This window comes from Massilia oculi (assembly GCF_003143515.1).
GTDB classification, from domain to species: domain Bacteria; phylum Pseudomonadota; class Gammaproteobacteria; order Burkholderiales; family Burkholderiaceae_D; genus Telluria; species Telluria oculi.
In genome coordinates this window covers 2,353,817-2,379,498 of sequence record NZ_CP029343.1, presented here as the reverse complement: position 1 = coordinate 2,379,498, position 25,682 = coordinate 2,353,817, and the positions used below count along the sequence as shown (strand labels likewise).

The 25,682-nt window shown below is 65.9% G+C and carries 20 protein-coding genes and 1 pseudogene; 8 read left to right on the top strand and 13 right to left on the bottom strand.

What is annotated here, in order from left to right; all coding sequences use genetic code 11:
- Nucleotides 1-10: 10 nt before the first annotated feature.
- The gene (gene paoC, locus DIR46_RS11000) at nucleotides 11-2,209 is read left to right on the top strand and encodes an aldehyde oxidoreductase molybdenum-binding subunit PaoC (protein ID WP_109345264.1); all 2,199 of its coding nucleotides are present in this window, start codon (nucleotides 11-13) and stop codon (nucleotides 2,207-2,209) included.
- 18 nt (nucleotides 2,210-2,227) lie between these two features.
- Here the strand turns inward: paoC and DIR46_RS10995 are convergent, their stop codons facing one another.
- Nucleotides 2,228-3,121: a LysR family transcriptional regulator gene (locus DIR46_RS10995; protein WP_109347991.1), complete on the bottom strand. Its 894-nt coding sequence runs from the start codon at nucleotides 3,119-3,121 to the stop codon at nucleotides 2,228-2,230.
- Nucleotides 3,122-3,171: 50 nt separating this feature from the next.
- Nucleotides 3,172-3,471 carry a hypothetical protein gene (locus DIR46_RS10990; protein ID WP_109345263.1) on the bottom strand — a complete coding sequence of 100 codons (300 nt, stop codon included), beginning with the start codon at nucleotides 3,469-3,471 and terminating at the stop codon, nucleotides 3,172-3,174.
- A gap of 145 nt (nucleotides 3,472-3,616) precedes the next feature.
- On the opposite strand from DIR46_RS10990, the gene DIR46_RS10985 reads away from it, so the two are divergent.
- On the top strand, nucleotides 3,617-4,111 hold the full coding sequence (locus tag DIR46_RS10985; RefSeq protein ID WP_162819493.1) for a DUF6622 family protein: 495 nt from the start codon (nucleotides 3,617-3,619) through the stop codon (nucleotides 4,109-4,111).
- Here the strand turns inward: DIR46_RS10985 and DIR46_RS10980 are convergent.
- From DIR46_RS10980 to DIR46_RS10970, 3 genes are all read right to left on the bottom strand, one after another.
- Nucleotides 4,102-5,118 carry an RsiV family protein gene (locus tag DIR46_RS10980; RefSeq protein ID WP_109345261.1) on the bottom strand — a complete coding sequence of 339 codons (1,017 nt, stop codon included), beginning with the start codon at nucleotides 5,116-5,118 and terminating at the stop codon, nucleotides 4,102-4,104. The two genes, DIR46_RS10985 and DIR46_RS10980, sit on opposite strands and share 10 nt — an antisense overlap.
- A 157-nt stretch (nucleotides 5,119-5,275) precedes the next feature.
- Nucleotides 5,276-9,745 (bottom strand): translocation/assembly module TamB domain-containing protein, encoded by a 4,470-nt coding sequence (locus tag DIR46_RS10975; protein WP_109345260.1) that lies wholly within the window; start codon nucleotides 9,743-9,745, stop codon nucleotides 5,276-5,278.
- Nucleotides 9,745-11,610 carry an autotransporter assembly complex protein TamA gene (locus tag DIR46_RS10970; RefSeq protein ID WP_109345259.1) on the bottom strand — a complete coding sequence of 622 codons (1,866 nt, stop codon included), beginning with the start codon at nucleotides 11,608-11,610 and terminating at the stop codon, nucleotides 9,745-9,747. Before DIR46_RS10970 ends, DIR46_RS10975 begins: the two co-directional genes overlap by 1 nt.
- A 157-nt stretch (nucleotides 11,611-11,767) precedes the next feature.
- Here DIR46_RS10970 and queC point away from each other — a divergent pair, with 157 nt between their 5' ends.
- Entirely contained in the window at nucleotides 11,768-12,484 is a 717-nt protein-coding gene (queC, locus tag DIR46_RS10965) for a 7-cyano-7-deazaguanine synthase QueC (protein WP_109345258.1), read from the top strand.
- A gap of 47 nt (nucleotides 12,485-12,531) precedes the next feature.
- Here the strand turns inward: queC and DIR46_RS10960 are convergent, their stop codons facing one another.
- Nucleotides 12,532-12,903, bottom strand: coding sequence for a hypothetical protein (locus DIR46_RS10960; RefSeq protein ID WP_109345257.1), 372 nt, complete (start codon nucleotides 12,901-12,903; stop codon nucleotides 12,532-12,534).
- Between the two features lie 573 nt (nucleotides 12,904-13,476).
- Here DIR46_RS10960 and DIR46_RS10950 point away from each other — a divergent pair.
- The 4 genes and pseudogenes from DIR46_RS10950 to DIR46_RS10940 all read left to right on the top strand — a co-directional run bounded on the left by DIR46_RS10950 (nucleotide 13,477) and on the right by DIR46_RS10940 (nucleotide 18,041).
- Nucleotides 13,477-13,980: a hypothetical protein gene (locus DIR46_RS10950; RefSeq protein ID WP_109345255.1), complete on the top strand. Its 504-nt coding sequence runs from the start codon at nucleotides 13,477-13,479 to the stop codon at nucleotides 13,978-13,980.
- 101 nt (nucleotides 13,981-14,081) lie between these two features.
- Nucleotides 14,082-16,037, top strand: a complete 1,956-nt coding sequence (locus tag DIR46_RS10945; RefSeq protein WP_109345254.1) for a GAF domain-containing sensor histidine kinase — start codon at nucleotides 14,082-14,084, stop codon at nucleotides 16,035-16,037.
- A gap of 632 nt (nucleotides 16,038-16,669) precedes the next feature.
- Nucleotides 16,670-17,137 (top strand): hypothetical protein, encoded by a 468-nt coding sequence (locus tag DIR46_RS26565; RefSeq protein ID WP_162819492.1) that lies wholly within the window; start codon nucleotides 16,670-16,672, stop codon nucleotides 17,135-17,137.
- A 134-nt stretch (nucleotides 17,138-17,271) separates the two neighbouring features.
- Nucleotides 17,272-18,041: pseudogene (locus DIR46_RS10940) on the top strand (IS5 family transposase).
- A gap of 103 nt (nucleotides 18,042-18,144) precedes the next feature.
- On the opposite strand, the gene DIR46_RS10935 reads toward DIR46_RS10940, so the two are convergent.
- Nucleotides 18,145-19,650, bottom strand: coding sequence for a DUF3369 domain-containing protein (locus tag DIR46_RS10935; protein WP_109345253.1), 1,506 nt, complete (start codon nucleotides 19,648-19,650; stop codon nucleotides 18,145-18,147).
- 190 nt (nucleotides 19,651-19,840) lie between these two features.
- Nucleotides 19,841-20,578, bottom strand: a complete 738-nt coding sequence (locus DIR46_RS10930) for a DNA-formamidopyrimidine glycosylase family protein (protein ID WP_109345252.1) — start codon at nucleotides 20,576-20,578, stop codon at nucleotides 19,841-19,843.
- Between the two features lie 161 nt (nucleotides 20,579-20,739).
- Here DIR46_RS10930 and DIR46_RS10925 point away from each other — a divergent pair, with 161 nt between their 5' ends.
- Nucleotides 20,740-21,234 (top strand): DUF3016 domain-containing protein, encoded by a 495-nt coding sequence (locus tag DIR46_RS10925; RefSeq protein ID WP_109345251.1) that lies wholly within the window; start codon nucleotides 20,740-20,742, stop codon nucleotides 21,232-21,234.
- 69 nt (nucleotides 21,235-21,303) lie between these two features.
- Here DIR46_RS10925 and DIR46_RS10920 read toward each other — a convergent pair whose 3' ends face one another.
- From DIR46_RS10920 to DIR46_RS10900, 5 genes are all read right to left on the bottom strand, one after another.
- Nucleotides 21,304-22,431 carry a hypothetical protein gene (locus tag DIR46_RS10920; RefSeq protein ID WP_109345250.1) on the bottom strand — a complete coding sequence of 376 codons (1,128 nt, stop codon included), beginning with the start codon at nucleotides 22,429-22,431 and terminating at the stop codon, nucleotides 21,304-21,306.
- Between the two features lie 22 nt (nucleotides 22,432-22,453).
- The gene (locus DIR46_RS10915; RefSeq protein WP_229446572.1) at nucleotides 22,454-22,957 is read right to left on the bottom strand and encodes a hypothetical protein; all 504 of its coding nucleotides are present in this window, start codon (nucleotides 22,955-22,957) and stop codon (nucleotides 22,454-22,456) included.
- A 34-nt stretch (nucleotides 22,958-22,991) separates the two neighbouring features.
- Nucleotides 22,992-23,597: an RNA polymerase sigma factor gene (locus DIR46_RS10910; protein ID WP_109345248.1), complete on the bottom strand. Its 606-nt coding sequence runs from the start codon at nucleotides 23,595-23,597 to the stop codon at nucleotides 22,992-22,994.
- 117 nt (nucleotides 23,598-23,714) lie between these two features.
- Nucleotides 23,715-24,158: a thioesterase family protein gene (locus DIR46_RS10905; protein ID WP_109345247.1), complete on the bottom strand. Its 444-nt coding sequence runs from the start codon at nucleotides 24,156-24,158 to the stop codon at nucleotides 23,715-23,717.
- Between the two features lie 15 nt (nucleotides 24,159-24,173).
- Nucleotides 24,174-25,652, bottom strand: a complete 1,479-nt coding sequence (locus DIR46_RS10900; protein ID WP_109345246.1) for a PQQ-dependent sugar dehydrogenase — start codon at nucleotides 25,650-25,652, stop codon at nucleotides 24,174-24,176.
- Between the last annotated feature and the right edge of the window lie 30 nt (nucleotides 25,653-25,682).

Below are 25,682 nucleotides of genomic sequence, written 5' to 3'. Positions count from 1 at the left end.
GCTTGAGACCATGAAATTTACCAAACCAGAAACCACCAATCCGATCGACCAGATGAAGGTCGTCGGCAAGCCGCTCGACCGCATCGACGGTCCGCTCAAGACCACCGGCTCCGCGCCTTACGCCTACGAGCAGCATGCGGCGGCGCCGAATGCCGCCTACGGCTACGTGATCGGCGCGGCGATCGCCAAGGGCCGCATTGTCTCGATCGACACGACGGCCGCGCGCCGCGCGCCGGGCGTGATCGCCGTCGTCACCCATGAGAACGCCGGCAAGCTGGGCAAGGGCAACTTCAATACCGCCCACCTGCTGGCCGGCCCGGAAGTGCAGCATTACCACCAGGCGGTCGGCGTCGTCGTGGCCGAGACCTTCGAGCAGGCGCGCGCGGCGGCCTCGCTGGTGAAGGTCGAGTACGCGAAGGCGAACGGTTCCTATGACCTGGCCGCTGCAATGAACGCGGCGGTCACGCCCAAGACCGGCGACGCCGAGTCGAAGGTCGGCGATTTCGACGGCGCCTTCGCGGGCGCGCCGGTCAAGCTCGACGCCACCTACACCACGCCCGACCAGTCGCACGCGATGATGGAGCCGCATGCCTCGATCGCCTCGTGGGATGGCGACAAGGTCACCGTCTGGACGTCGAACCAGATGATCGACTGGGGCAAGCAGGACCTGGCCAGGACGCTCGGCGTGCCGGCGCAGAACGTGCGCCTGGTCTCGCCCTATATCGGCGGCGGCTTCGGCGGCAAGCTGTTCCTGCGCGCCGAGGCGGTGCTGGCGGCGCTCGGCGCCCGCGCGGCCAGGCGGCCGGTCAAGGTCGCGCTGCAGCGCGCGCTGATGATCAACAACACCACCCACCGTCCGGCCACGATCCAGCGCATCCGCATCGGCGCCACGCGCGAAGGCCGCATCAACGCGATCGCCCACGAAAGCTGGTCGGGCGACCTGCCGGGCGGCCAGCCGGAAACCGCGGTCCAGCAAACCCGCCTGCTGTACGCGGGCGGCAACCGCCTGACCCGCCTGCAACTGGCCACGCTCGACCTGCCCGAGGGGAATGCGATGCGCGCGCCGGGCGAGGCGCCGGGCCTGATGGCGCTCGAGGTAGCGATGGACGAGATGGCCGAGAAGCTCAGGATGGACCCGGTCACCTTCCGCATCGTCAACGACACCACGGTCGACCCCGAAAAAGCCGGCCGCAAGTTCTCGCAGCGCCGCTACGTGCAGTGCCTGCGCCAGGGCGCCGAACGCTTCGGTTGGGACAAGCGCAAGGCCCAGCCAGGCCAGGTGCGCGAGGGCCAGTGGCTGGTTGGCATGGGCATGGCCTCGGCCTTCCGCAACAATATGAACATGAAGTCCGCCGCGCGCGTGCGCCTGGAGAGCGACGGCAAGGTGACGGTCGAAACCGACATGACCGACATCGGCACCGGCAGCTACACCATCATCGCCCAGACCGCGGCCGAGATGCTGGGACTGCCGGTCGAGCGCGTCAACGTGCGCCTGGGCGACTCGGACTATCCGGTGTCGGCCGGTTCGGGCGGCCAGTGGGGCGCCAACAGTTCCACCGCCGGCGTCTACGCGGCCTGCGTCAAGCTGCGCGAGCAGATCGCGCAGAAGGCGGGGCTGGATGCGGCCAAGGCCGAATTTCTCGATGGCGCGGTGCGCGTCGGCACGCGCTCGGTACCGCTGACCGAGGTGGCCAGGGGCGGCGCCATCGTGGCCGAGGACACGATGGAATACGGCGACCTGGAAAAGAAGATGCAGCAGTCGACCTTCGGCGCCCACTTCGTCGAAGTCGCGGTGGACGTCGCCACGGCAGAGGTGCGCGTGCGGCGCATGCTGTCGGTGTGCGCGGCGGGCCGCATCCTCAACCCGAAATCGGCGCGCAGCCAGGTGATCGGCGCGATGACGATGGGCGTGGGCGGCGCGCTGATGGAGCACCTGGCGGTCGACAAGCGCCACGGCTTCTTCGTCAACCACGACCTGGCCGGCTACGAGGTGCCGGTGCACGCCGACATCCCGCACCAGGAGGTGATCTTCATCGACGAGACCGACCCTGCTACGTCGCCGATGAAGGCCAAGGGCGTCGGTGAACTGGGCCTGTGCGGCGTCGGCGCGGCGGTGGCGAACGCGATCTACAACGCCACCGGCGTGCGCGTGCGCGACTATCCGGTCACGCTCGACAAGATGCTGGCGAAGATGCCGGCGCTGGCGTAACCACGGGCGCCGTCCGCTTCACTCCTTGAAGCGGATGGCGTCGATCACCAGCATCAGCGCGCGCGAGGAATGGCGGCGGCTGGGGTAGAAGGCGTGCAGGGGTTCGAAGGGGAAGCACCAGTCTTCCATCACGCTGACCAGCCGCCCGGCCTGCAGATGCGGGCCGACCAGGCTCTCGGGCAGGAAGGCCAGTCCGACGCCGTGCAATGCGGCGTCCAGCATGTGGTAGACGTTGGTAAACACCGACTGCCCGCGCACGCGCGCCTCCAGCGGCTGGCCTTCGTGCGCCAGCTCCCACGCATACAGCCCGCCGCTGCTGGGCAGGCGCAGGGTGATGCAGTTGTGCTTCATGAGCTCCTGCAGCGAGGTCGGCCTTGGCCGCCGCGCGAAATAGGCGGGTGCGCCGACGATCCGCATCGGCACCTCGTTCGTCAGGCGCACGCCGATCATGTCCTTCTCGAGCTGGTCGCCATGGCGCACGCCGATGTCGTAGCGCTCGGCGGCGATGTCGATCAGGCGGTAGTCGGAGCTGATCTCGACGTGCAGGTCGGGGTATTGCGGCAGCAGCGGCGCGATGCGCGGCCACAGGATCGTGTCGATCACGTGGTCGATCGCGGTGATGCGGATGGTGCCGGCCGGCTTGTCGCCCAGGTCGCTGACGGCCGTGATCTCGGCTTCGATCTCTTCCAGCCGCGGGCCCACGTTCTGCATCAGGCGCTCGCCGGCCTCGGTCGGCGAGACGCTGCGGGTGGTGCGCGTGAGCAGGCGCACGCCCAGGCGCGCTTCCAGCGAACGCACGATGTGGCTGAGCGCCGACTGGGTCATGCCGAGTTTCGCCGCAGCGCGCGTGAAGCTGCGCTCGCGGGCGACGGCGAGAAAGACGAGGATATCGTTGATGTTGTCACGGGCCATTGATTGATGATACAGGAACATCAAACAGGCCGTGCATCAATGATTATTTTTCATGGATTCGTACTTTTGAGCCAGTCGCGGCCCTTTGCGTCCAGCGCCGCGTCGATGACGTCCTGCGGCAGGCTGTAGACCGTGGCCCAGGTGGCGCGGCCGTCGGCGGCATTGGACGGGAAGCTCGTGGTCTCGATCGGCCAGTGGTACTTGCGTTTGAGGGCGCGGACGATGGCGGCCAGGGTCACGCGGCCGCGCAGCGGCTCGGCGCCGGCCTGGTCGGCGCCCGACAGCAGGACGGCCAGCACGGCGCCGCGTGCGGTGCGTGGGCCTGGGAAGATGGGAGTTTTGCGCGGCATGCGCGGATTCTACCCGGCGGCGGCGAATTTCGCGCCGCGCACGTGCGTTTCGCGCTGCGGCGGCGGCGCTTCGTCGCATGATGGCGCGCCCCGGGCGGCGGGCCGACATACTGGCGTCACTTCCAACCACCTGCCGGAGCCCGCCATGCCGATCCAGATCCTGAGCCACACACCTGTCTACGTCTGGGCCATCCTCGCCTTCCTCGTCTGGCGCGGCGTCTCCGAACTGCGCGAGCGCGAGATCGCCATGCCCCGCATGTTCGTGCTGCCGCTGGTGATGCTCATCCTGTCCCTGCACGATATCGCGCGCAAGTTCGGCTTGGACGCGACCGCGCTGTCGGCATGGATGACGGCGTTCGCGGCGGCGGCGCTGCTGGCCTGGCGCTTCGGCCGCGTGCGCGTCTCGGCCGGCAGCGCACCTGGCCGGGTGCGCGTGGCCGGTAGCGTGATGCCACTGGTGCTGATGCTGTCGATCTTCGCGGTCAAGTACGCGACCTCGGTACTGCTGGCCGTGCGTCCGGACCTGGCGGGCCAGGTGGCTGCAAGTGTCTGCGCCATGTTCGGCGTCTTCAATGGCTACTTCCTGGGCCGCCTGCTGCGCGACGTGGGGTCCGACGCTCGCGGCCTGCTTCAATCGTAGCGCGGCAGGTTCCTGGCGCAGCCTTCCAGCTCGTCGCGCGTCAGGAACACGCTCGGGCTCCCCTGGGCGTAGCTGCCCACTTCATATGGGTCCCAATGGAATTCGATGCCGGCGGGCGTCGGGATGAATTTCGGTTCCTTGAACAGGTGCAGCGCGCCTTGCTCGGCCCACGACAGGCCTTGCGCGGCCAGCTTGCCGACGAGCGTGGCGGAGACCTTCTCGCGGCAAGCCGTACCGGCGTCGACGAAACCCGTGAAGCGGGTATGCACGGCCTTGCCTCCGCCAAGCGCATAGTGGCGCATCGAAGAGCGGTAGTTGCCGTGGGCGGCGCCGAAACCGTATGTCCAGGTGCTGGCGTCGAGCGACAGCTGGCCCTTCGAATGCCAGCGCACCAGGATCTCGTTCATGCATTCGAGGTCGGCGTCGCAGCGGCCGGCCATCTCGCGCACCCAGGCGTCCAGCGCCTCGTCCCCGAACACCGGGAACAGCGCCGAAAACACGAATGGCTTGTCCGATCCCTCGACCTGCGCTTCCGGCGACGGCCGGGTGAGGGCGACCGCGCGGTACGTCACGATGCGCTTCAAGGAGAACGACCGGGCTTGCGTGTCCTCAGCCTGGCGCCAGCTGCCCTTGCCGCCGCGCCGGTCGGCGTCGAGATTGACCGCGAACCGCTCCGGCCCCTGGGCCCCGGAGTCGAGCAGGGGCGCCAGTTCCAGTGCGCCCGGCGGCGCCTCCAGCACCGACAGGGTACGGGCCTTGCCGGTGTAGTCGCGCGGAAACCAGTAGGCGCTGTCCATGATCTTCGCCGCCTCGCCCGGCAGTCCATCAGGCGCCGGGTAGGCCAGCGCCACCTGGAACGGTGTGCCGTCCGGGAGGCGGCCCTCGTACAAGCCGCCGGCCTCCCAGTCGATCCGCTCGGGCGCCTGCAGCAGGTCGCCATGGTCTTGCGCCGTGGCGGGGCAGGCGAGCGCCAGCAGCGCGGGGACGAGGCAGGCGGCCGCTCTCAACTTAGAGCCTATCCCGGTAGTGGGAGTCGCTCCTGAGGCGCCTGGCAGGCGTGTGCTGCGTTGCTCGTCGTTGCATGGCTCGCCATGCGGCCTCCTCGCGCCTTGCCCACACCAGCCATGCATCCTCATGAGCTTCCCCCACCTACCGGTATAGGCTCTAGTCGAAGGCCCAGGAATACAGCACGTCGAGCGCGCTATTGGTCCCGGTCTGGAACTGCAGCGCGATGCGCGGCGTGAGCTTGTAGCGCAGGCGCACGAGACTCGAGGCGGTGCTGGTGCCCTGCTCGAAGCTCAGGTAGGCGCGCGACGAGATGCGCTTGCCGACCGTGACCACGGTGCTTTCCAAGCCCGACGAATCGCCGCCGCCGGCGCCCTGCTTGAGTCCCAGTTCATCCACGCCCAGCGAGTTGGCGATCTTGGACTGGATGCCGCCGGTGCCGCCGCTGCCGCCCAGGAGTGCGCTGGCGGCGGCCGTCAGCACGCCTTTCTGGTCGCCGCTGGCCGCTTCCATGCTGTGGCCCAGCACCAGCCAGGACAGCTTGTCGCTGTCCGACACGTTCGGCGTCGACACCAGGCGCGCCGTGGGCGACTGCGCGGTGCCGCGCACCTGCACGCCGGCTTCGACGTTGGTTTCCGACAGCTGTTCGCCTTCCGGGCGCTTCCTCACCGCCAGGATGTCGAGCGATGGATTGTCGTAGGGGCCGCTGAAGGTCAGCACCGCGCGCTCGATCGACAGGTTCTGGCCATAGGCGGCGTAGGTGCCGTTCACCGCACGAATCGTTCCGTTGATGCGCGGCTGGCCGGCGCCCGTCATGCGCACCCGCGCATTGCCGGCCAGGTAGGCGTCGATGCCCATGGCGCGCACGTGGAAATCGTCGCCCAGGTCGGCCGCGAGGTCGACCGTGAGCGGTACTTCCTTTTCCCTGGCGGTCGGCGTCTTTTTCTCGGCGCCACGGCCCAGCACGATGACGTCGTCCGAGATCGTCGGCCTGCCTTGCGGCGCGAACTCGATCAGCGCGCGGTCGGCGCGGAACTTACCCTCCAGCGCGAAGCGGCTGGCGTCGCGCACCAGCGAAGCCTGGCCGCTGAGGATCAGGGTGCGGTCCGGACGGGATAGGGCTTCAAGCTTCTGCATGTTCAGACGCAGGTCCATTGTCGGGGCGCCGTCGGCGAAGCGCACGAAGCCGCTGGCGGCGGCGCTGCCCTGACGGCCCTGGAAGGTCAGGCGTCCCACCCGCAACTGGTCGCCGCCGAGCTGGGCGCGCAACTCGCCGTTCTGCAGGCGCACGCCCTGTTCGGCCCAGCGCACGGCCAGCTTGTCGCCATCGAGGTTGCCGTTCAGGATGGGGGAGCCGATGGTGCCGCCGCCCGTCATGGCCAGGCGCAGCGCGCCATCGAGTTCCAGTCCCGGCTGGCCGGCCAGCGACGCCAGCCAGGCGATCGACGGGATGTCGGCGTTGGCCGTCATGCGCAGCGGGCTGTCGCGCTCGAGGCGGCCGTTCAGCATCTGGGCATTGGCCTCCAGCCTGGCGACGCCGGTGCGGGCGCCGTCGAAATCGAGGTTCACGCGCAGGCCGCTGCCGACCACTTCGGCCGACGCTTCCAGCTTGCGCAGGCCGAGCGGCACCGGCGTGTCGCCGCCGACGATGGCGTCGCCGGCCTCCCTGAACACGCGGACGTTGCCGGCCAGCGAAGGCGCCGCGCCGTTCGCCTGCGGCGCGCGCATGTCCACCGACCAGGCCGCGCCCAGGGTCAGGTCGCCGCGCGCGTTGTCGGCCAGGGCCGGCGAGAACTGCGCGAGATAGGTGAGCGGCACCTTGTCGGCGTGGCCGCGGCTGCTCCAGCGCGGGCCATCCTTGGTGAGCGTGTCAACCGTGATGCTGCCGTTCGGCAGGGCGATCACGGCGCCGTTGAAGGCGATGCGTTCCGGGCTGGCCAGGCCTTTCATGCCGGAACCGGGCGCACCGGCGATCGTCACCGGCACCGGGTTCTGCAGGCGCATGGCGTAGCGGCCGCGGTTCTGCAGCGCGGCCAGCGTGCCGCTCCAGGTATCGCGGTTGAAGCCGCCGCGGATTTCGGCATTCGCATCGAAGCTTTCCGCAAGGGCGGACAGCTTGACGACGTGCGCGCCGCGCGTGCCCTCGGTTTGCAGGCGCACCGACGCCACGCGCGTCTCGCCGCTGGCGTAGTCGAGCACCTCCACGTTGCTGACCAGCGGATCGGCCGCGCCGCGGCCGGAACCCAGGTTGGCGCTGGCGCGCAGCGAGCGCACATTGTGCGTGCCCAGGGCCTTGAGATTCTGGCCCTCGATCGTGGCGGTCAGCGAGGGCGTGTCCATGGTGCCGGACAGCACGCCCGAGCCGCGCAGCGCGCCGCCGAACTCGGGGCCCAGCGCTGCCAGCTGCGGCGCGTCGATCTTCCAGTTGAGCGCATCGCGCGCGAGGCCGAAGGCGCCGCTGGCGGCGATGACGTTCGGGCCGATGCGCAGGTCGACGTCGGCGTTGGACACGTGGCGGCGGTCGGCCGTCAGGCGCGCATGGCCGCGCAGCGGCGAATTGGCCAGGGTCGAATCGTCGGTCAGCTTGAAGTCGAGCGCGCCGCGCCAGTCGGCGCCGGCGCGGCCGCTGCCGCTGAAGGTCGAATTGATATTGCCGGCCAGCGGAGAGCCGAAGGCCGCGGGGTTGAAGCGCTGGGTGCTGCCGCTGGCCTTGACTTCCACGGCGCGCGCGTTTTCCGGCCCGGCGAGCCAGGCTTCGCCGCTGGCGCGCAGCACGCCGCTGCCGTTCTTGCGCTGGGCCGCGACCCAGCCCAGGTCTCGCGCGTTGACCTCGAAGGTGGTGCGCGGCGCCTGCATGGTGCCGCTGACGACGCCGTTGGCGGTGAGCGCGCCATACAGGTCGCTGCGCACCGCCGCCAGCTGGCGGCCATCCAGGCGCCAGTCGAGGCGGTCGCCGGCGCCGCCGAAGGCGCCCTTCAGATCGACCTTGTTCTGGCCCAGCGCCAGGGTGGCGTCGATGCCGCTGATGCGCTTCGCGTCCGCGCTCAGCTTGCCGCTGCCGGACAGCGCCTGGTTCATCAGGCGGCTCTGGCGCACGGCGAAGTCGGCGTCGACCTTCCACTCGGGGCTCAAGGCGCCGGCGGCATTGATCGTGGCGTTGATGTCGGCCACCGGCAGGTCGCCGAAGGCCGACGGGTCGAAGCGGTTTGCGCTGGCGGTGGCCTTGAAGGCCTTGTCGCCCTCGAGATTCATGCTGCCGCTGGCGGTGACGCTGCCGCGGCCCGCGTTCAGGCGCGCTTCGTTCAGCGTCGCCACATTGTTTTCCAGCGTGGCCAGGGCCGACAGGCGCAGGCCGGCGTCCGCCAGGTTCGCTTCCAGGGTCTGGCGCGTGGCTTCGTTGGTCACGGCGATCGAACCCTTGATCGCGGTCGGCTTCATCGCCGAGTGCACCTCGCGCAGATTGAAGCGCTCGGTCTGCAGCGCGAAGCGCGCGGTGCCGATGCCTTCCTCGTCCTTCTCGCGCTGGAGGCCTCCGGTGCCGGTGAACTTGCCGGCGGCGCCGAAGTCCAGCAGCACGTCGGAGATCCGCACCGCATCCAGGCTGCCGCCCAGCTGGCCGCGCGCGGCGCGCAGCGGCAGGCGTTGCTGGTCGATCGTCCCTTCCGGCCCGGTATTGACGATGTCGACGCTGCCGCTGATATTGCGGTTGGCGTCCAGCTTGCCGGCCACGGCCAGGGTCAGGTCGGCGGTCGGCAGGGCGGGGTTGAAGAAGCCCGGATCGAGGTTGCGCCCATTGATGCGCAGCGCGCGCAGCGGAATCTCGGCATAGGGCGAGATGGTGAAATGGGCGTCGCCGATGGCGCGCCCGGCCTGGCCGGTGGCGTCGATCTGGGTCGCGTTCTCGATGTCGCCGCTCACCTTCAGTTGCAGCTGGGCGGCGCGCGCGCCGGCGCTGGCCTTCGATTGCGTGAGGCTGCCCGAGGCGTCGATCTTGAACGGACGCTGGGCGCCGAGCGTGGCGTTGGCCGCCACCTGGCCCCAGGGCGTGCTGGCCGCGGCATCCTGCACCACCCAGCTGCGCTTGTCGCCCTTGGCGCGCACGCGGATATTGTCGATCGTCGTTTCGGCGCCGGCGATGTTCACCATCGTCAGGCGGTTCAGCCGTGCGTCGTCGGCTTCGATCCGGAACGGGGGAGCGAGGCTCGTTGGCAGCACCGAGGGTTCGTCGGTTTCCTTCAGCGTCTGCATGCGCACGCTGGCGGCCCACAGCTTGTCGACCAGGATGCCGCCCGACAGGATCTGCGATGGCGACCAGTCGACGTCGATCTTGACCGCCGTGACGATCTGTTCGTCGGTGCGCCACACGAGTCGCTCGATGTGCATGGCGCCGTAGATCGAGCCGGTAACGCCGGTGACGGTGAGCTTGCCGCCGGTGGCGTCGGCGACGCGCTGGACGATCATTTGCAGGGTGGTCTCGCGGCCGAGGTACCACAGCGCGCCGCCGACGATGACGCCGGTGGCGACGACGCCGATCGCCACGCGGCGCGGCCAGCGGCGGGTTTTATGCGCCTGAGGCTGGTCGGGCGCTGGCGCCGCGTCGCTTACAGGCTTATCTTCAGGGGTATCCATCAGAAAGTGAATCCAAGTGAGAAGTGCAGGCGCGCCTTGCGCACCGCGTGGCCATAGGCCAGGTCGACATTGATCGGGCCGACCGGGCTGCGCCAGCGCGCGCCGACGCCGTAGCCCGACTTGGGATTGAGGTCGCCGAACTTGTCGGCGGCGTTGCCGACGTCATAGAACACGGCTACGCCCCAGGGCGGCTTGAACCAGTACTGGTATTCGGCGCTGGCGGTGGCGAGATAACGCCCGCCGACGGTGGCGCCGTTTTCCTGCACGCCGAGTTCCTGGTAGCCGTAGCCGCGCACCGACTGGTCGCCGCCGGCGCGGAACAGGAAGGTGCTCGGCACGCCCAGCTTCTCTTTCGAGGCCACGGCGCCGGTCTCGCCGCGCAGGATCAGGGAACCGGCGGCGCCGACCGGCTTGTAATAGATGCCGCGCAGGTACAGGCGCAGGAATTTTTCGTCGGTCAGGATCGGCAGCACGGCGCCGCCGAACTGGGCGTTCCACACATAGCCGGTGGTCGGCTGGATGAGACTATCCAGCTTGCGCCGGGTGATGCTGTAGGTGAGCGGCAGGCTCTTGGTGCGGGTCGCTTCCAGGCCCTCGACTTCGCGTTTCTCGGTCAGCACTTCGAGGGTCAGGCTGCGCTCGAGCAGCGGAGAACCCCAGGTGCGGCGCGCGGCCACGCTGGCCAGGGTGGTGATCTCGCCGCGCAGGTCCTCGCGCTCGATGCCGGCGCTGACGCTGTCGTTGTAACCCTTGGCCGTGGTCGGCCAGAAGAATTCGCCCTTCGCGGTCTGGCGCTTCTGTTCGTAGATCAGGTCGCTCTTGAAGCGCTTGCCGAACACGTTCAGGTCGTCGTAGCCCAGCGAGGCGCGCGCGCCCGTGTCGGTCGAGAAGCCGACGCCGGCCTCCACGAACTTCTGCTTGTTTTCGGTCACCCGTATCACGACCGGCAGGGTCGTGGGGCCGGTGGGACGCTCCGGCGTCGCCGGGTTGGCGTCGTCGTCGTCATCGTCCTTGATGTCGGCGATCTCGGCATTGAGCACGGCGCGCATGTCGGTGCTGACCTCGACGCTGCTGAAGTAGCCGGTGTCCTGCACCCGCGACTGCAGGGCCTGCAGGGCGGCTTCGCTGTACTCGTCGCCCGGATTGATCTTGTTGAGGTTGGTGATGACTTCGCGCGGATAGCGCTTGAGGCCGCGGATGCGCAGCTCGCCGAAGCGCATCTCGGGGCCGGAGTCGATCACCACCCGCAGCAGGGCGCGGCGCGTGTCGGGATCGACCGTGGCGCTGGTCTCGACCAGGCGCGCGCGCGGGAAGCGCGTCTGGGCGACGTCGCGCAGCAGGCCGCGCTTGGCCCCTTCCCAGTCGCCCTGGCGGAACTGGCTGCCGACCGGCAGAGTCCAGCGGTTGCGCAGGGCATTGGCGTCGAACGGCGCGCCGCCTTCTTCGAACGGAACAAAGCCCTGCAGCACCAGGTCGACGTCGCCCACCAGCACCGGCTGGCCGGGGTCGACGATGACGCGCGCCACCGGCCGCGCGCCGCTGGTATCCAGGCCGGCCGAGACCTTGGGCGAGTAATAGCCCTCGGTGGCGATCAGGGTGCGCGCCTGCTCGGGCGCTTCCTTGACCAGGCGCTGCAACTGTTCGAGGTCGACCCGCGCATTGCCGCGCCAGCGCATCAGTTCGAGGTTATCTTCGAGCAATTCTTCGAGCGCGCGCGGGGCGTCAATGCGCACCGTGTAGTCGACCCCTTTTGCGTCTTGCGCATGGACGGCGGTGGCAAACAGCAATGCGCCCAATCCCATCAGCGCATCGCGCACGGGCTGGGGCAGGGGACGCAGGCGGGCAATCGATCGAGGTGACAACATGGTGCTCCACTGAGAAAACTCGTTGGCATCTTAACTGATTGGCAAAGTCGATGCCGCCACGGAACGTTGTACGTGCGCCTCGGACCGCCTCGCACACGGTGCCGGCAATCTGTGACAGAATGCCCCGCTTACGATCACAGTTCTTGCTTTTCACACCATGACCACTCCATCTTCCGACACCGCGCTCGTCCTGTTCAGCGGCGGCCAAGACTCCACCACCTGCCTCGCCTGGGCGCTGCAGCGCTATGCGCGGGTCGAGACGATCGGTTTCGATTATGGCCAGCGCCACGCGATCGAACTGGAGGTGCGCCCAAGCCTGCTGTCGAAGCTTCGCGCGCTCAATCCCGATTGGGATGCGCGCCTGGGCGAAGACCACATGATCGACCTGTCCCTGATCGCGAAGATCTCTGACACGGCTTTGACCAGCAATGTTGCGATCGCCATGCAGGAAAACGGCTTGCCGAATACTTTCGTGCCTGGACGCAACCTGATGTTCATGACGGTGGCGGCCACGGTGGCCTACCGCCGCGGCCTGAACGTGCTGGTGGGCGGCATGTGCGAGACCGACTTCTCGGGCTATCCGGACTGCCGCGACGACACCATGAAGGCGCTGCAGGTAGCGCTCAACCTGGGCATGGCGACGCGCCTGAAGGTCGAGACCCCGCTGATGTGGATCGACAAGGCGCAGACCTGGGAACTGGCGCAGCAGGAGGGTGGCGACGCGCTGGTGGACCTGATCCGCTTCGACACCCACACCTGCTACCTGGGCGAACGCGGCGACGCGCATCCCTGGGGCCACGGCTGCGGCGCCTGCCCGGCCTGCGCCCTGCGCGCGCGCGGCTACGAGCAGTACGTGGCGCGCAAGCAGGCGTAAAAAAGGCCGGGGAGACCCCCGGCCAACAGAGGAAATCGTGACGGTGTTCAGGCGCTGGCGGTCTTGTCGAGATTGACCTTGCGCGAGCGGCTCATGAAGTACCAGACGATGGCCACCGGGATCACCAGCGGCAGCAGCAGCGGCGAGATGGCCAGCGCCACGACGATGGCGCCGATGCCCAGCGAGCCCAGCAGCATCACACCGACGCCGGCGAACACCACCGCCAGCAGCACGCCCACCATGATGGTGATGAACAGCGCCAGCAAGGCGCCGCCGCCCGCGAACAGGGTGGCCAGCATCCAGCCCAGCGGGCCGTCGATCTCGTCGCCGTCGAAGTGCACCGTCATGTCATTGCCCCAGCTGTTGAACAGCAGCGCGGCGAACAGGAACAGGATGATGTAGGGGGCGTATTTTTTCATGGTGGTCCTCGCAGTTGGGGTAGTAGTCGGGTGAACGTTTTGTTCTTGCATGTTCGAACTGTATGCCTCCATGCGCGGCGCGGCCACCGGCGTGCGACAGGCGGCACGTTTTGCGGGACGAAACGTGCATAGGCGGGGCCGGACAGGGCTATAGGCAATTTTTTTGCTTGTAATGGCTGCTCGGTTTCCTATACTGATCCTCTCTGTCACAGGGGGATCCTATGCACGCTGTCATTCATGGAATCCGGAACCGCCTGGCCGTCGTCATTGGCAGTCCCAAAGATCCGCCATCGGCGCCGCCCGCGATACCGCCGATCATCATCAACCCGCATCATCCGGCCGGCCGGCATATGCCGGCGCCAAACGGCGACCCGCGGCCGATTCCCGTGGGCCCGCCGATCGTGCCGCCGCCAGGCCCCGATTGGCGCTGTCCGCGCATCGTCGACGACTGCCCGGCCTGATATTGTCGAGTCACTCGCAAAAAGCCCGTACTGCCTGCGCGTACGGGCTTTTTCATGGGTCTGGTTTCCTCTATGATCGTGGTTTTGGCGCAAGCGATACAGAAGGAAGCAGATGAACGACCAGACCCACGATCACGACGAAGAAGAGCAGGACACCGGTCCGGTGCAGGAACCCCGCCTGTGGCAGGGCAATGGCTGGACCGCGCGCGTGATCAAGAACGACGACGACGAAGGCTGGGCGGTGGCCATGTACAAGGACGGCGAGCCGGAACCGGCGCTGGTCGGTCCGTGGACCATGGGCCGCGACAAGAAGAACCCGAAGCCGCTCGACGTGAATGCCTTCAATACGCTGATCAAGACCGCGTCCGAGGTGATCCGCCGCCACGAGCAGCACATGCACGCGATCCTGCACAAGAACCTGTTCGTGTCGACCGGCGAGGGCGAGCTGAAAGTAACGCTCGACATCGTGCCGGACGACGACGACCCGTATGCCGTGCTGGCCGCGACGGACGAGATGGGCGAACAGGTGGCGAAGGTGCGGGTGGCCCCGACCTTCAAGCTGACCCAGGCCTCGGCCCTGGCCTGGATCGAGAACGATTTCCGCGCCCCGCGCTGAAACATCACAGATAAACCACATTCACTCGCCGTAGGACTGCTGCGGTGGGTGGCAAGCTGCTACTATTTCCTCTACGCATTTTCTGATTACGTGGGGGAAGCATGGAACGTCTTGACCGGCTGGAAGCGGTCCAGTCGATGCTGCTCGAGATCGGGCAATTATCGACCAGCTGCAGCGACATCACCGCATTCATCGAGGCCGTGCACCGGGCGCTGGGCCGCATCATGTATGCGGCTAATTTCTACGTTGCGCTGGCCGACCGCGAAGACGGTACGGTGCGCTTCCCCTATTTCGTCGACGAGGCCGACGGTACCCGCGATCCCAACGAACGGATCACCCTGGCCTCGCCCGAGCAGTCGCCGACCGCCTGGGTGCTGCTCAACCGCCAGACGCTGGTGCTGACGGCGTCCGACTTCCACGAACGCCTGAAGAACAGCGGGCGCTGGGGCGATGGCAGCGTGCCGGAGCACTTCGTCGCCTGCCCGCTGCTGGACCAGAATCACCAGGCGCTGGGAGCGATCGTCATCCAGAGCTATTCTCCCGACGAGACCTATAGCGCGGAAGACCAGGCGCTGTTCGCCCTGATCGCCAATCACGTGTCGAACGCGCTGCAAGGCTTGCAGAGCGTGGAGCGGCTGGAGCGCGCGGTCTCGGCGCGCACCGCGGCTCTCGCGCACGAGGTGGCCGAGCGCGGCCGCGCCGAGAAGGTGCAGCACGCGCTGTACCAGATCGCCGACCTGTCGGCCCAGGCGCTCGACGCCGACGCCCTGAGCGCCAGCCTGCACGGGATCATCGGCGAGCTGATGGTGGCCGACAACTTCCTGATCGCGCTCTACCACCCGGATACGGAAGAGATCAGCATCCCGTATTTTGTCGACCAGAAGGACAGCACGCCGCCGCTGCAGCGATTCCCGTTCGGTAAGGCCATGTGTTCCTATGTCTTGTCGAGCAAGCAGGCGCAGTTGCACGACCTGGGGAGCTTCCGCCAGCTGGTGGCCAACGGCATCGTCGCCGAGCCTCTCGGCAGTACGGAAATCGCGAGCTGGATGGGGGCGCCGATGCTGGTCCACGAAAAGCCGTATGGCGTGCTCGTGGTGCAGAGCTACGACCCGGCGATCGTCTATAGCAAGGCCGACCTGGACTTGCTGGCCTTCATGGCCAGCCACGTGGCGGTGGCGATCGCACGCATGCAGGCCGACCGCAAGATCCGCAAGGCCAAGCAGGAACTCGAGCAGCAGAATGCGGCGCTGAACGACGCCCTGCACGCGCTGCAGGAAGCGCAGTCGGAACTGGTGCGCCAGGAGAAGCTGGCCTCGCTGGGACGGCTGGTGGCGGGCGTGGCGCACGAGATCAATACCCCGCTGGGCATTTGCGTGACCGCGACCAGCCATCTGGTGCAGGAACTCAAGCTCACGCGAGAGGAACTGGCGGCGGGCGAGATGACGGAAGAGAGCCTGGCCACCTTCTTCGACGTGGTCGACCAGTCGCTGCGCATCATGACCACCAATACCCAGCGCGCGGCGGCGCTCGTGCGCAGCTTCAAGCAGGTGGCGGTGGATCAGTCGTCGGGCGATATTCGCAGCTTCAATCTCGAGGCGTATCTGAAGGAAGTGTTGTTGTCATTGCAGCCGAAGCTGAAAGGGCGGCCGGTGAAGGTGGACGTCGATTGTCCGAAGGATCTGGTGCTGGACAGTTATCCGGGGGCGGTGTCGCAGATCGTGACCAATATGGTGGTCAACTCGCTGGTGCATGGATTCGAGCGCGATCAGCCGGGCAAGATCACGGTGCGGGCTGCGGTCGAAGGGGATGGCTGGGTGGTGCTCGATTATGCCGACGATGGGGCGGGGATGGACAAGGACACGCTCGACAAGCTGTTCGATCCGTTCTTTACGACCAAGCGCGGGACGGGGGGGAGCGGGTTGGGGGCGCATATCCTGTACAACCTCGTGACGGGGGCGCTGGGCGGCACGGTGCGGGTGGAGAGTGCGCCTGGCGAGGGGTTGCGGTATCACCTGCGGTTTCCGCAGTCGCTGCGTCCCGAAAAAGCTGCGGCGTGATGCTTTGCCCGCGATTTACGTCCACCGTTCCCGCGAAGGCGGGAACCCAAGAACGCCTAACAAAACCTGCTAGTTGCTCCGTAGGCAACGGCCGGGCACACTGAGCCGTGCCGACCGTCAGCAAGCGGCCAGAAGCAGACCTCGCTAACGAGCCGCAAAATATGGAAATACTCTCGACTTCACCAACTGGGCGCTTTGAGGTACGGGCCGACGTGTGAGAGGCTAGAAACTCACTCTGGGTGCGTAGCCCAAGCATTTGGGATACCGAGCGGAGTCTGCATATACTGTCGTTCGAAGAAGAATCTTGGTCAGTGGACATGAGCACTTGGCTTAGCGAGACAAAGGTTCTGCTGCTCCTTAGGAAGTTTCCCGGAAATCACCGACCAGAACAACTGAATGTGGAAATCGACTGCGTAGCCCGTACCGCAATGGTCTCTCCCGCAATGCCAATATCGCTTGTAGACCTTGAGTCTGTTCTTGACCATGCTCTCACTTGGATCTGACGAGGGATCGACCGCTCGCTCGATCAAAGGTCCGGTATGGGGCGTTAGCCGACGCTACAATAGGTCTTCAAACGGCCAGAAGCGGACGCTGGTTCCTTAGGCACATAATGAAAATTTCTCTGCACCACCATGTCAAATTTCGTAAGCGAAATTAGTTCGTGCAAATGGCTTTTCCTGAACAGCATTGGTGAGCCTGAAGAAAATTCTTTGCGCTTCGAAATATTGGAAGCCGCGACACTGCATGATCCTGAGGCCGAAGCACGTCCACTTAACGAATCCCTAGAGCGCGGTCTACCTCTGGGGAGCCCAATCAGGCATGTTGCTGGTTGCAGGATTTTCACGGTGGAGTGGCCAAATTATGTAGCCTACTCAGTACGAAACGAAAGCTATGTGACCACGGATGAGTATGAGATTTTTGAGGGACGTAACTTCGTCAGGTACAAGAAATCGCGTTACTTGGATTTTGTCGAGCAGGCCACGTTTGCGAGTGACAGTTACCCTGGTCCAATGACTCATTGGGGCATTTTTTGTTTGAATCACATCGTTGATGTGGTGTCCTGTAGCGAGCCTACTTGGCAAGTTTCTGTCGCCAAGTAAGTGGCCTGAAGTGTCCGCTTCGGGTCGATAGCATACGTACTCAGGCTCAGTCAAGGCACTAACATGGCGTCCGTGTTTGTAGACGGACTGATGCCATGGCCCGCAAACTCCTTCCCGAAGACCCGTAGTCTCTTATAGCAGCTCATCGTTCGACCTATCGCCCATCGTCGAAATGCGGACGCCCGCGCATCGATGATCGCGCGGCCCTGACTGAAATCCTGTTTGTTCTCAAGACTGGAATACCGTGAGTACCTGCCGCGCGAACTCGACTGCGGCAGTGGCCTGACATGCTGGCGTCGCCTTCACGAATGGATGCTGGCCGGCGGTTCGCAGCGTATCCACGAATCGATTCTTCGACGGCTTCGACAGCACGACCAGATCATGCGGGATCGAGCTTGCGTTGACGTTCGAAGCGTACCGGCACCTGCCAGGCGCGAGCACATAGGTCGAAACCCAACCGATCGCGGCAAACTCGGCTGCAAACACCATGTGCTGGTGGATGAACGTGGGCATCCCCTCGTAGCCCAGATCTCGGGTGCAGGTACACGACTCGCGTTTCCTCATCCCGTTGGTAGAGTCAATCCCAGCAGTTGAGGTTCTGGCAGGCCGTGCTCGCAAAGGTCCAGGTAAGCTGCATGCCGATCGAGCGTACGCTTCGAGAGCCCATCGGGCTTGGCTGCGCAGTCGGAGCATCGCAGCTCGTATCGCGCGCTACGGCGTGGAGTCACGCGAAAGGCTTGGTTGGTGGCGTTGGGTGGTCGAGCGAACCTTGGGTTGGCTACACCGCTTCCGCAGATTGCGCATCCGGGATGAGCGGCGAGTAGAAGTGCACCAAGCGTTCCTGTCGCTTGCCTGTTCGCTCATCTGTTGGCGGTATGTCGAACGGTTTTATCAGGCGCTGTAAGTCGCTTGAATAGCCACAACGGCGATATCTGTCCGCAACTTACTTGGGTTCCCGCCAAGGCGCCCGGCGAGGGCGGGAACGACAAGGGCGTGCGTGGGTCAGCCTAGTCCGGCCACTTCTCATTGATCGCCAGCGCCTTATCCATATTCTTGATCAGCAGATCGACATACTTCGGATCCAGATGGTGCCCCGCCACCTCGCGCAGGTGCTCGGTCACTTTCGCCGGCGGCCAAGCGTCCTTGTAGCAGCGCTTGTGGCTCAGCGCATCGAACACGTCGGCCACCGCCACGATGCGCGCATACGGGTGGATGTCCTCGCCGCGCAGCCCCTGCGGATAGCCGCTGCCGTCGAACTTCTCGTGGTGCTGGTGGGCAATCACCGCCGCCGCCTTCAGGATCGGGCGTTGCGAGCCGTCCAGGATCTGCAGCCCGATGGTCGGGTGCTGCTTCATGATTTCCCACTCTTCTTCGGTCAGTCGGCCCGGCTTGAGCAGCACCGCGTCGGGCGTCGCGATCTTGCCCACGTCGTGCATGGGCGCGGCGTGCATCAGGACCGCCGTCTCGTCTTCCGGCATGCCCGAGGCTTGCGCCAGCATGTGGCAGACCTGGGACATGCGGCGCACGTGGTTGCCGGCCTCGTGCGAGCGCGATTCGACCACGTCGCCCAGGCGTAGGATCAGCTCGGCCTGGGTATCGGTGATTTCCTGATTGAGAAGGATGTTGTCGAAGGCGATCGCCACGCCCGAGCAGAACACTTCCAGCAGCTGGGCGTCGATGTCCGAGATTTCGTCCACGCCCTTAAGCACCAGGAGCGAAGCCTTGCCGCTATTGTTCGGGAAGTAGCCGACATAGGTGTCGCCATGCAGGCGCGAGATGCGGTTGTGGCGCGCGTCGTCGAGCTGGCTGAGTAATTCCGGGCCGATCTCTTCCTCGCCCATGTCGCCGATCTGGGCCAGCACCTCGTACTGGCTGGTGCCGGTGATCACGCTGGCCGCCTTCAGGCGCAGCAGCATGCTCTGTTCCAGGCGCAGCAGGGCCACCACCTGCTGCAGCAGGCCGTTGGCGAAGTCCTTCAGGTTGCGTTGCTGGAAGATGTGGGCGGAGGCGGCGATCACCCGTTCCAGGCCTTCGCGGTAGGTCTGCTGCACGCGGCGCGCTTCCTCGACCTTCATGATGTCGCGGTAGGCGCGCAGGGCGGCGAACGTGGTGGTGAACAGCTTAGTGCGGTCGAGCTCGGTCTTTTCCTTGTAGTCGTTGATGTCGTAGTCGACGATCACGCGTTCCTCGGGCGCCTGGCCCGGCTGGCCGGTGCGCAGCACGATGCGGGTAAATTGATTGTCGAGCTCCTGGCGCATCCAGCGCGCCACTTCGAGGCCGCTGTCCTCACGCTCCATCACCACGTCCAGGAAGACCAGCGCGATGTCCTGTTCGCGCGCCAGCACTTCCTTCGCCTCGGCGCCGCTGTAGGCATGCACGAAGGAGAGCGCGCGGCCGTCGAGGCGGAAGCGGGACAGGGTCAGCTTGGTGATGTCATGGATGTCGGGTTCGTCATCGACCAGCAATACTTTCCAGGGTGCGAGCTTGGGCGCAGCGGAAGACAGGAAGGACATAGACGAATCCGATATCGTTGGAGAAGTTGTCTGGACATGCAATTTCTGAACGAAAACGTAGCCCAGAGTCAAGTCGATTGTAGTACGACATATGACCCTTAACAACAGGCAATATTGAAATTGTGCTGTGACAATGTCACAGCTGGTCTCCCCAAGGAGGGAGGGTGTTGCGGGCAGAAGACAGCAAGCTTCAGGAATAAAGTTTTTGACAACGCTCGCAATAAAAGGCGCGTCGTCGCGTGTTGCCGAGATTGGCTTTTTTGAACGGAATGTCGCAGCGGGGGCAGATTTTCTTCGCATGGGCCAGCCAGTGCTGCTTGAGCACGAACGCTTTTTTCCAGCCGAGGAAATCGAAGCTGTACTGGCGCGCCTCGTCGACGAGGGCGCGCAGCTTGGGCGCCGGTAGCGCGCCCATGGTCGATAGCGGATGGACGCGGATGCGAAACAGCACCTCGTTCTTGATGATGTTGCCGACGCCCGAAAAAATGTCCTGGTCGAGCAGGGCGTCGCAGGCGAGCAGCCCGGGCTGCGCGCGCAGCTTCTTGCGCGCCCGTTTCGGATCCCAGCTGTCCGACATGACGTCGGCGCTGAAATCATAGGCCTCGAAGGTCGCGCGGTCGATCTCGCGGATTGCGCAGGCGTAGAAATGCATTTCGCCGCCGTCTTGCGTTTCGATCGACAGTCTCGGCTCCTTGTCGCGCCGCTCGTCGATGCGGTAGGTGCCGAACAGTAAAAAATGGATGCGCAGAACGAGTTCCGGCAGCTCGATCAGGAAATGCTTGCCCCAGGTGTGCAGGCCGATGATGCGCTGGCCCACCAGCCGCTTCGGGTCGACGGCGCGGACGTTGCCGCCGGCGCGCACGATATCCTGGCCCACGAAGCGGGCCGATTGTTCTTTCAGGATGACGAGCGATGGACCTTCTGGCATGGCATTCTCCCTTGTGCCATTCTCAGCCGTCACCATCTATTGGTCATGTGCGGGGCCTAACATTTGGATACAAAGTACGACGATTCGAGACGAGCACGGCTGCACGAAGCGGCGTATATTTCAATGGCATACGTAAGAAAAAGTAATCCGAGGAGCTAGCGATGAAATCATTACTGATGAAAACAGCCTTCGCGGGCCTGTGCGCGCTGACAGCCAGCGCCGCCTCGGCCGGCGTCACCGTGAATTACATTGAATCCGACAAGTTTGCGGACCTGCCTTTCGCGCCATGGGAGCGCGAGCAGGTGCTCAAGGATTTGAGCGACTATTTCACCAAGCTGGGCGCCCAGCTGCCGGAAGGCCAGGAACTGACGATCGACGTCACCGACATCGACCTGGCGGGCCGCGAATACCCGAATTTCCGCGGCGGCCGCGAGCTGCGCATCCTGAAAGGCATGGCGGACTGGCCGATCATCAATTTGCGTTATTCGCTGACCCAGAACGGGCAGGTGCTCAAGGGCGGCGATGCGCGACTGGCCGACATGAATTATATGCAGCGCATCAACCGCATGTCGGACAGCGACAGCCTGCGCGCAGAGAAGCGCATGATCGATGATTGGTTCAACGAGACCATCCTGGCCAAGAAACGGGGTAGTTGAACGTTCGCATCCAATGGGTGCGATGGCGCATCCCACGTTTCGTCGGCGCCCGCAGGGCGCCGTTTTACGCTAGTCGTCCTTCCCCACCGTCCTGGTACTGCTCACCTTGAGCGGATCGCGCACCGTATAGTCCGATGGAACGCTGAACAGCGCCGCGGGCGGCTCGCCGCGCTTGAGCTTGTCGAGCCGGTACACCACCTCGCCGCTGCGCGGATCGCTGCGCTTGTGGTACACCGTCACCTGCAGCTCGGGCGAGTACCAGGTCTCGCTGCTGACCTCGATCGGCGCGCGGTTGCCGATCTCGCCGGCCGGGATCGTGTAGCTGCGCTGGTTGCCTTCGGCGCGCACGCCCGAGAAATCGCGCCCGCCCAGTTCGCGCGTGACCGCCTTGGCCGACCACTTGCCGTCGTTGACGGCGCCGATGATCATCGGCGCGATCTGGGCCGACATCGCCCGCGCCGCCGGCATGGCCATGGGCGCCGGCTGGGCGACGCGCACGCGCACCTCGGTCGCGTCGACGCCGCGCTGGACGTCCTTGACGATGATGTGCGTCCCCTCCTGCAGCTTGCCTTCCCGGCGTAATTGATCGATGCGCTCGCGCGCCTGGTCGGCCGCGCGCCGTTGCTGGTCGGCGAGGTGCCGCGCGCCTTCCGCCTGGGCGCGGGCCTGGGACGCGGCGATCCGGGCCTGCGTCGCCGCGGCGCGCGCCGCATCCGCTTCTGCCCGGGCGAGCTCGGACTTCATGTCCAGGCGCGTGGCGCTCTTGCGGCCCGGGTTCAGGATCCAGCGCGCGCCTTCGACCGGGTCGCTGATGGTGATGGTGCGCAGCTCGCCGTCCTCGCCGTGCACCTCGGTGCGGGTGCGGCCGGCGCCGTCGCGATACTGCATCGAGCGCGAGGTATTGACGATCTGGTTGCCGTCCGCCAGCCGCTGCATGCTCTCCGAGACCGCTTCGGCGCTGTAGGGCGCGTTCTTGACGATGCCGGAACTCGAGATCCTGAGCATGGACGCGGTCAGGGTGGTGGTATCGCCGGCGCGCTGCGCGGCCTGCTGGCCGGGCGGCAGGGTCACCGTGCCCTGGCGGATCACGATGCGGCGTTCGCCGTCGCTGCCCTGGTCGATCGTATAGTCCTCGGCCAGGGCCGGAGCAAAGGCGCTTGCCAGCAGGGTGGCGATCAGGATGTTCGTGGTATTCATACAGTCCTCACAGTCAATCGTGTCAGTTGACGGCGCTCAGGCGCACCGCCAGGGGATGGCCGTCCTGCGCCACCAGCATTTCGGCGCGTACCGTCTCGCCCGCGGTTTGCGGATTGAGCGGCATGCCCAGCGGCGCCAGCGCGCTCTGCGGCAGCTCGGCCTCGACCACCCGGGTATAGGGTTCGCTTTCGATCCGTTCCAGCGATTCGAGGGCGATGAAGGCGGCGCCGTCGTCGACGCCGATCACCGGCGGGCCGACCGTGATCGCCTGGTGCGGCGCCAGCGCCAGCAACAGCGCTGTGACGAACCCCGCGCCGCACAGCGAGGCGAGGGCGCCGGCTGTGCCCCATTGAGGCAGCGACAGCTTGCGGTACCAGCGCTGCTTCTTCGGGAACTGGCGGGCGAAGGCCTGCATCAACTCCTTTTCCACGCAGCGTGGGGCGTCGTGTCCGGCCAGCTCGCCGCGCAGCGCGGCGAAGCCGGTGGCGAGTAACGGGTCGGGATTGTCGTGTTGGTCGTTCATCATTCTTCCTTCCAGCGTCTTTGGCTTGTCGCCCGTCCTATGCGAGGCGCGCACCGTTCGACGGTGCGCCCTGCAGCCCATGCAAGCGCTTGGCCAGCGCCGCCCGGCCACGCGCCAGGCGCGAGCGCACGGTGCCGATGTCGACCTGGCAGACGGTGGCGATTTCCTGGTACGACAGGTCGTGCAGCTCGTACAGGATCACCGGATCGCGGTAGTGCGGCGGCAGCAGCGACAGCGCGCGCCGCACCTCTTCCGCCGTTTCGTTGCCGAGCAGCCGTGCCAGCGGGCCGGCGGCGTCGCTGACCGCGTCCAGGTCCGGGTCGCCGTCATCGTCCAACGGTTCGGGCAACTGCGGATGGCGTTGGCGCGCTTCGTCCAGCTTGAGCGCCAGGTTGCGCGCCACGCCGAACAGGAAGTGCTGCAACTGGCCGCGCAGCGGGTCGTAGCCGAGCCGTCCCGTCAGCAGGCCCATGAAGGCTTCCTGCACGATGTCGGCCGCCGCATCGCCCGAACCGCAGCGCAGCAGCGCGTAGCGGTACAAGGGCCCCTGGTGCCGCCGGTACAGCGCCGTGAATGCCTCGGCTTGTCCGGCGTGAACCTGGCGCAGCAGTTCAGTGTCAAGTTGTTCTGTCGTCAAGGTCATGGCAGTCTTCTTTTCTTGTATTCCGCCGGGAGCCCAAAAAAGTTCCAACTATTTTTAGAAAACAAAACGCCCCGTGCCGGAAACCGGGACGGGGCGTGCTCATGAGGCTAGGCCGACTCAGTCGATCCAGTTCACGCGTTCGAACTTGTTGCGGAAGTCCTCCGGCATGTAGCAAACCTGGCTGGTCTTGTAGTTATAAAAAACGAAGCCGGATTTGGCCATGGCGATGAGGGTCTTGTCGCGCGGGCGGGTGATGCGGAAGATCAGGTCGCCGCCGTATTTATTGAAATCCATGACGCCGACTTCGAACAGCAACTGGTCGCGTCCATACGCTTCGGCGCGGTAGGTCGCGGCCAGGTCGGTGACGATGATGCCGTTGCCGTCGCGCTCGGTCTCGGCGACACCAAATTCGAACAGGAAGCGCGCCCTGGCCTCGGAGATCATCGCGATCATCGATTCATTGCCCAGGTGGTTGGCGGCGTTGATGTCCGTGACCCTTACCGTCAGCTGCGTCGAATAGTAAAACTGGTCTTCGGGGAGATTGAGTTGTAGGCGTGCCATCTCTTTATTCTAAACTCATTGTGTGGCGCCGCGTCCAATTTTATGGATGGCTCCGCCACTCGTGAGTAAGTACAGCTCGCCTTCGGCGTCCCGGCCGAAAGACACGATGCCGCCGATGTCGGCGATCTCCCAGTCGCGCTGTTCGACGACGCTGTTGCCCGCACCAGCGCCGGTGACGAGGAAACTCTTCAGGTAGCCGCCGCAGAAATCGGAATAGAAATAGCGGCCGGCCAGCTCGGGCAGGGCGCGCCCGCGGTACACGAAGCCGCCGGTGATCGAGCAGCCGTTGACGTCGTTCGCGCCGTGGTCGTATTCGAACACGGGCAGGGTCAGCCCGGTGCGGTCGCAGGTCTCGGCGCCATAACACAGAGTGCCTTCCAGGACGTTCCAGCCATAATCCAGGCCGGCCTGGCCCGTACCGGCGATATTGATTTCTTCGCGCCGCTCCTGGCCGACGTCGGTCAGGTAGAGCTGGCTGGCATCGAAGCTGAAGCGCCACGGGTTGCGCAGGCCGGAAGCCCAGATCTCGGGGCGGCGCCCGGCCGCGTCGCGATACGGATTGCCGGCCGGGATCGCATAGGGCTGGGCCGTGGTGGCGCTTGTCACGTCGATGCGCAGCAGCTTGCCGAGCAGGCTGGCCAGGTTGCGCGCATTGCCTTGCGGGTCGCCGGCGCCGCCGCCGTCGCCGGTGCCCAGGTACAGGTAGCCATCGGGGCCGAAGGCGAGCTGGCCGCCGAAATGGTTGAGGTAAGTCGGATGCGGAATGCGCAGGATGACCAGGCCGGACGTCGGATTGGCGGCGGTCGCCGTGGCGCCGGCACTGAAGCGCTCGACCACGATATTGCGTTGCAAGTCGGTGTAGTAGACGTAGAAATAACCGTTGCGCTCGAACTGCGGATCGAAGGCGAGAGACAGCAGGCCGCCTTCGCCGTCGGTGGACACGCGCGCGCCGATGTCGAGGTAGGGCGGGTCGCGCGTGTTGCCGTTGTCGACGATGCGCACCCGGCCCGGCCGCTCGGTGACGAACAGGCGGCGGTCGCCGGGCGGGGCGGTCAGCCAGGTGGGGCTGTCGAGCCCGGCGACCACCTGGGTTGCGACGAGCGTCAGCGGGCCGCCGCCATAAGTTACCGTAACGCTCGCGGTGGCGCCGGCGCTGACGATCGCCGCTTGCGAGGCCGGCGCCGGCTGATAGGTGACGCCGCCGCTCGTGACCGGCGAGGCCGACACGTTGTAGCTGCCGGGCGCCAGGCTGGCGAGAGTTTGCGACTGGGCCAGGTCTTGCAGATAGTTGTTGGGACCGGTGATGCGCAGGGCGGGGTTGACGCCGGCCGGCAGGCCGCCGGCGCTGACGGCCAGCGATCCGGTGCTGGCCGGTGGCGCGACCGCTCCGGTGACGCCCGGGCTGACGCCACCGCCGCCGCAGGCGAGCAGGGCCATGCCAACCAGCATGGCGCCGAACAGCAACAGCAGGTACCGCAGATGCTCGATGCGCATGGCTGCCTCCGTGACGGTAGGATCGCTTGC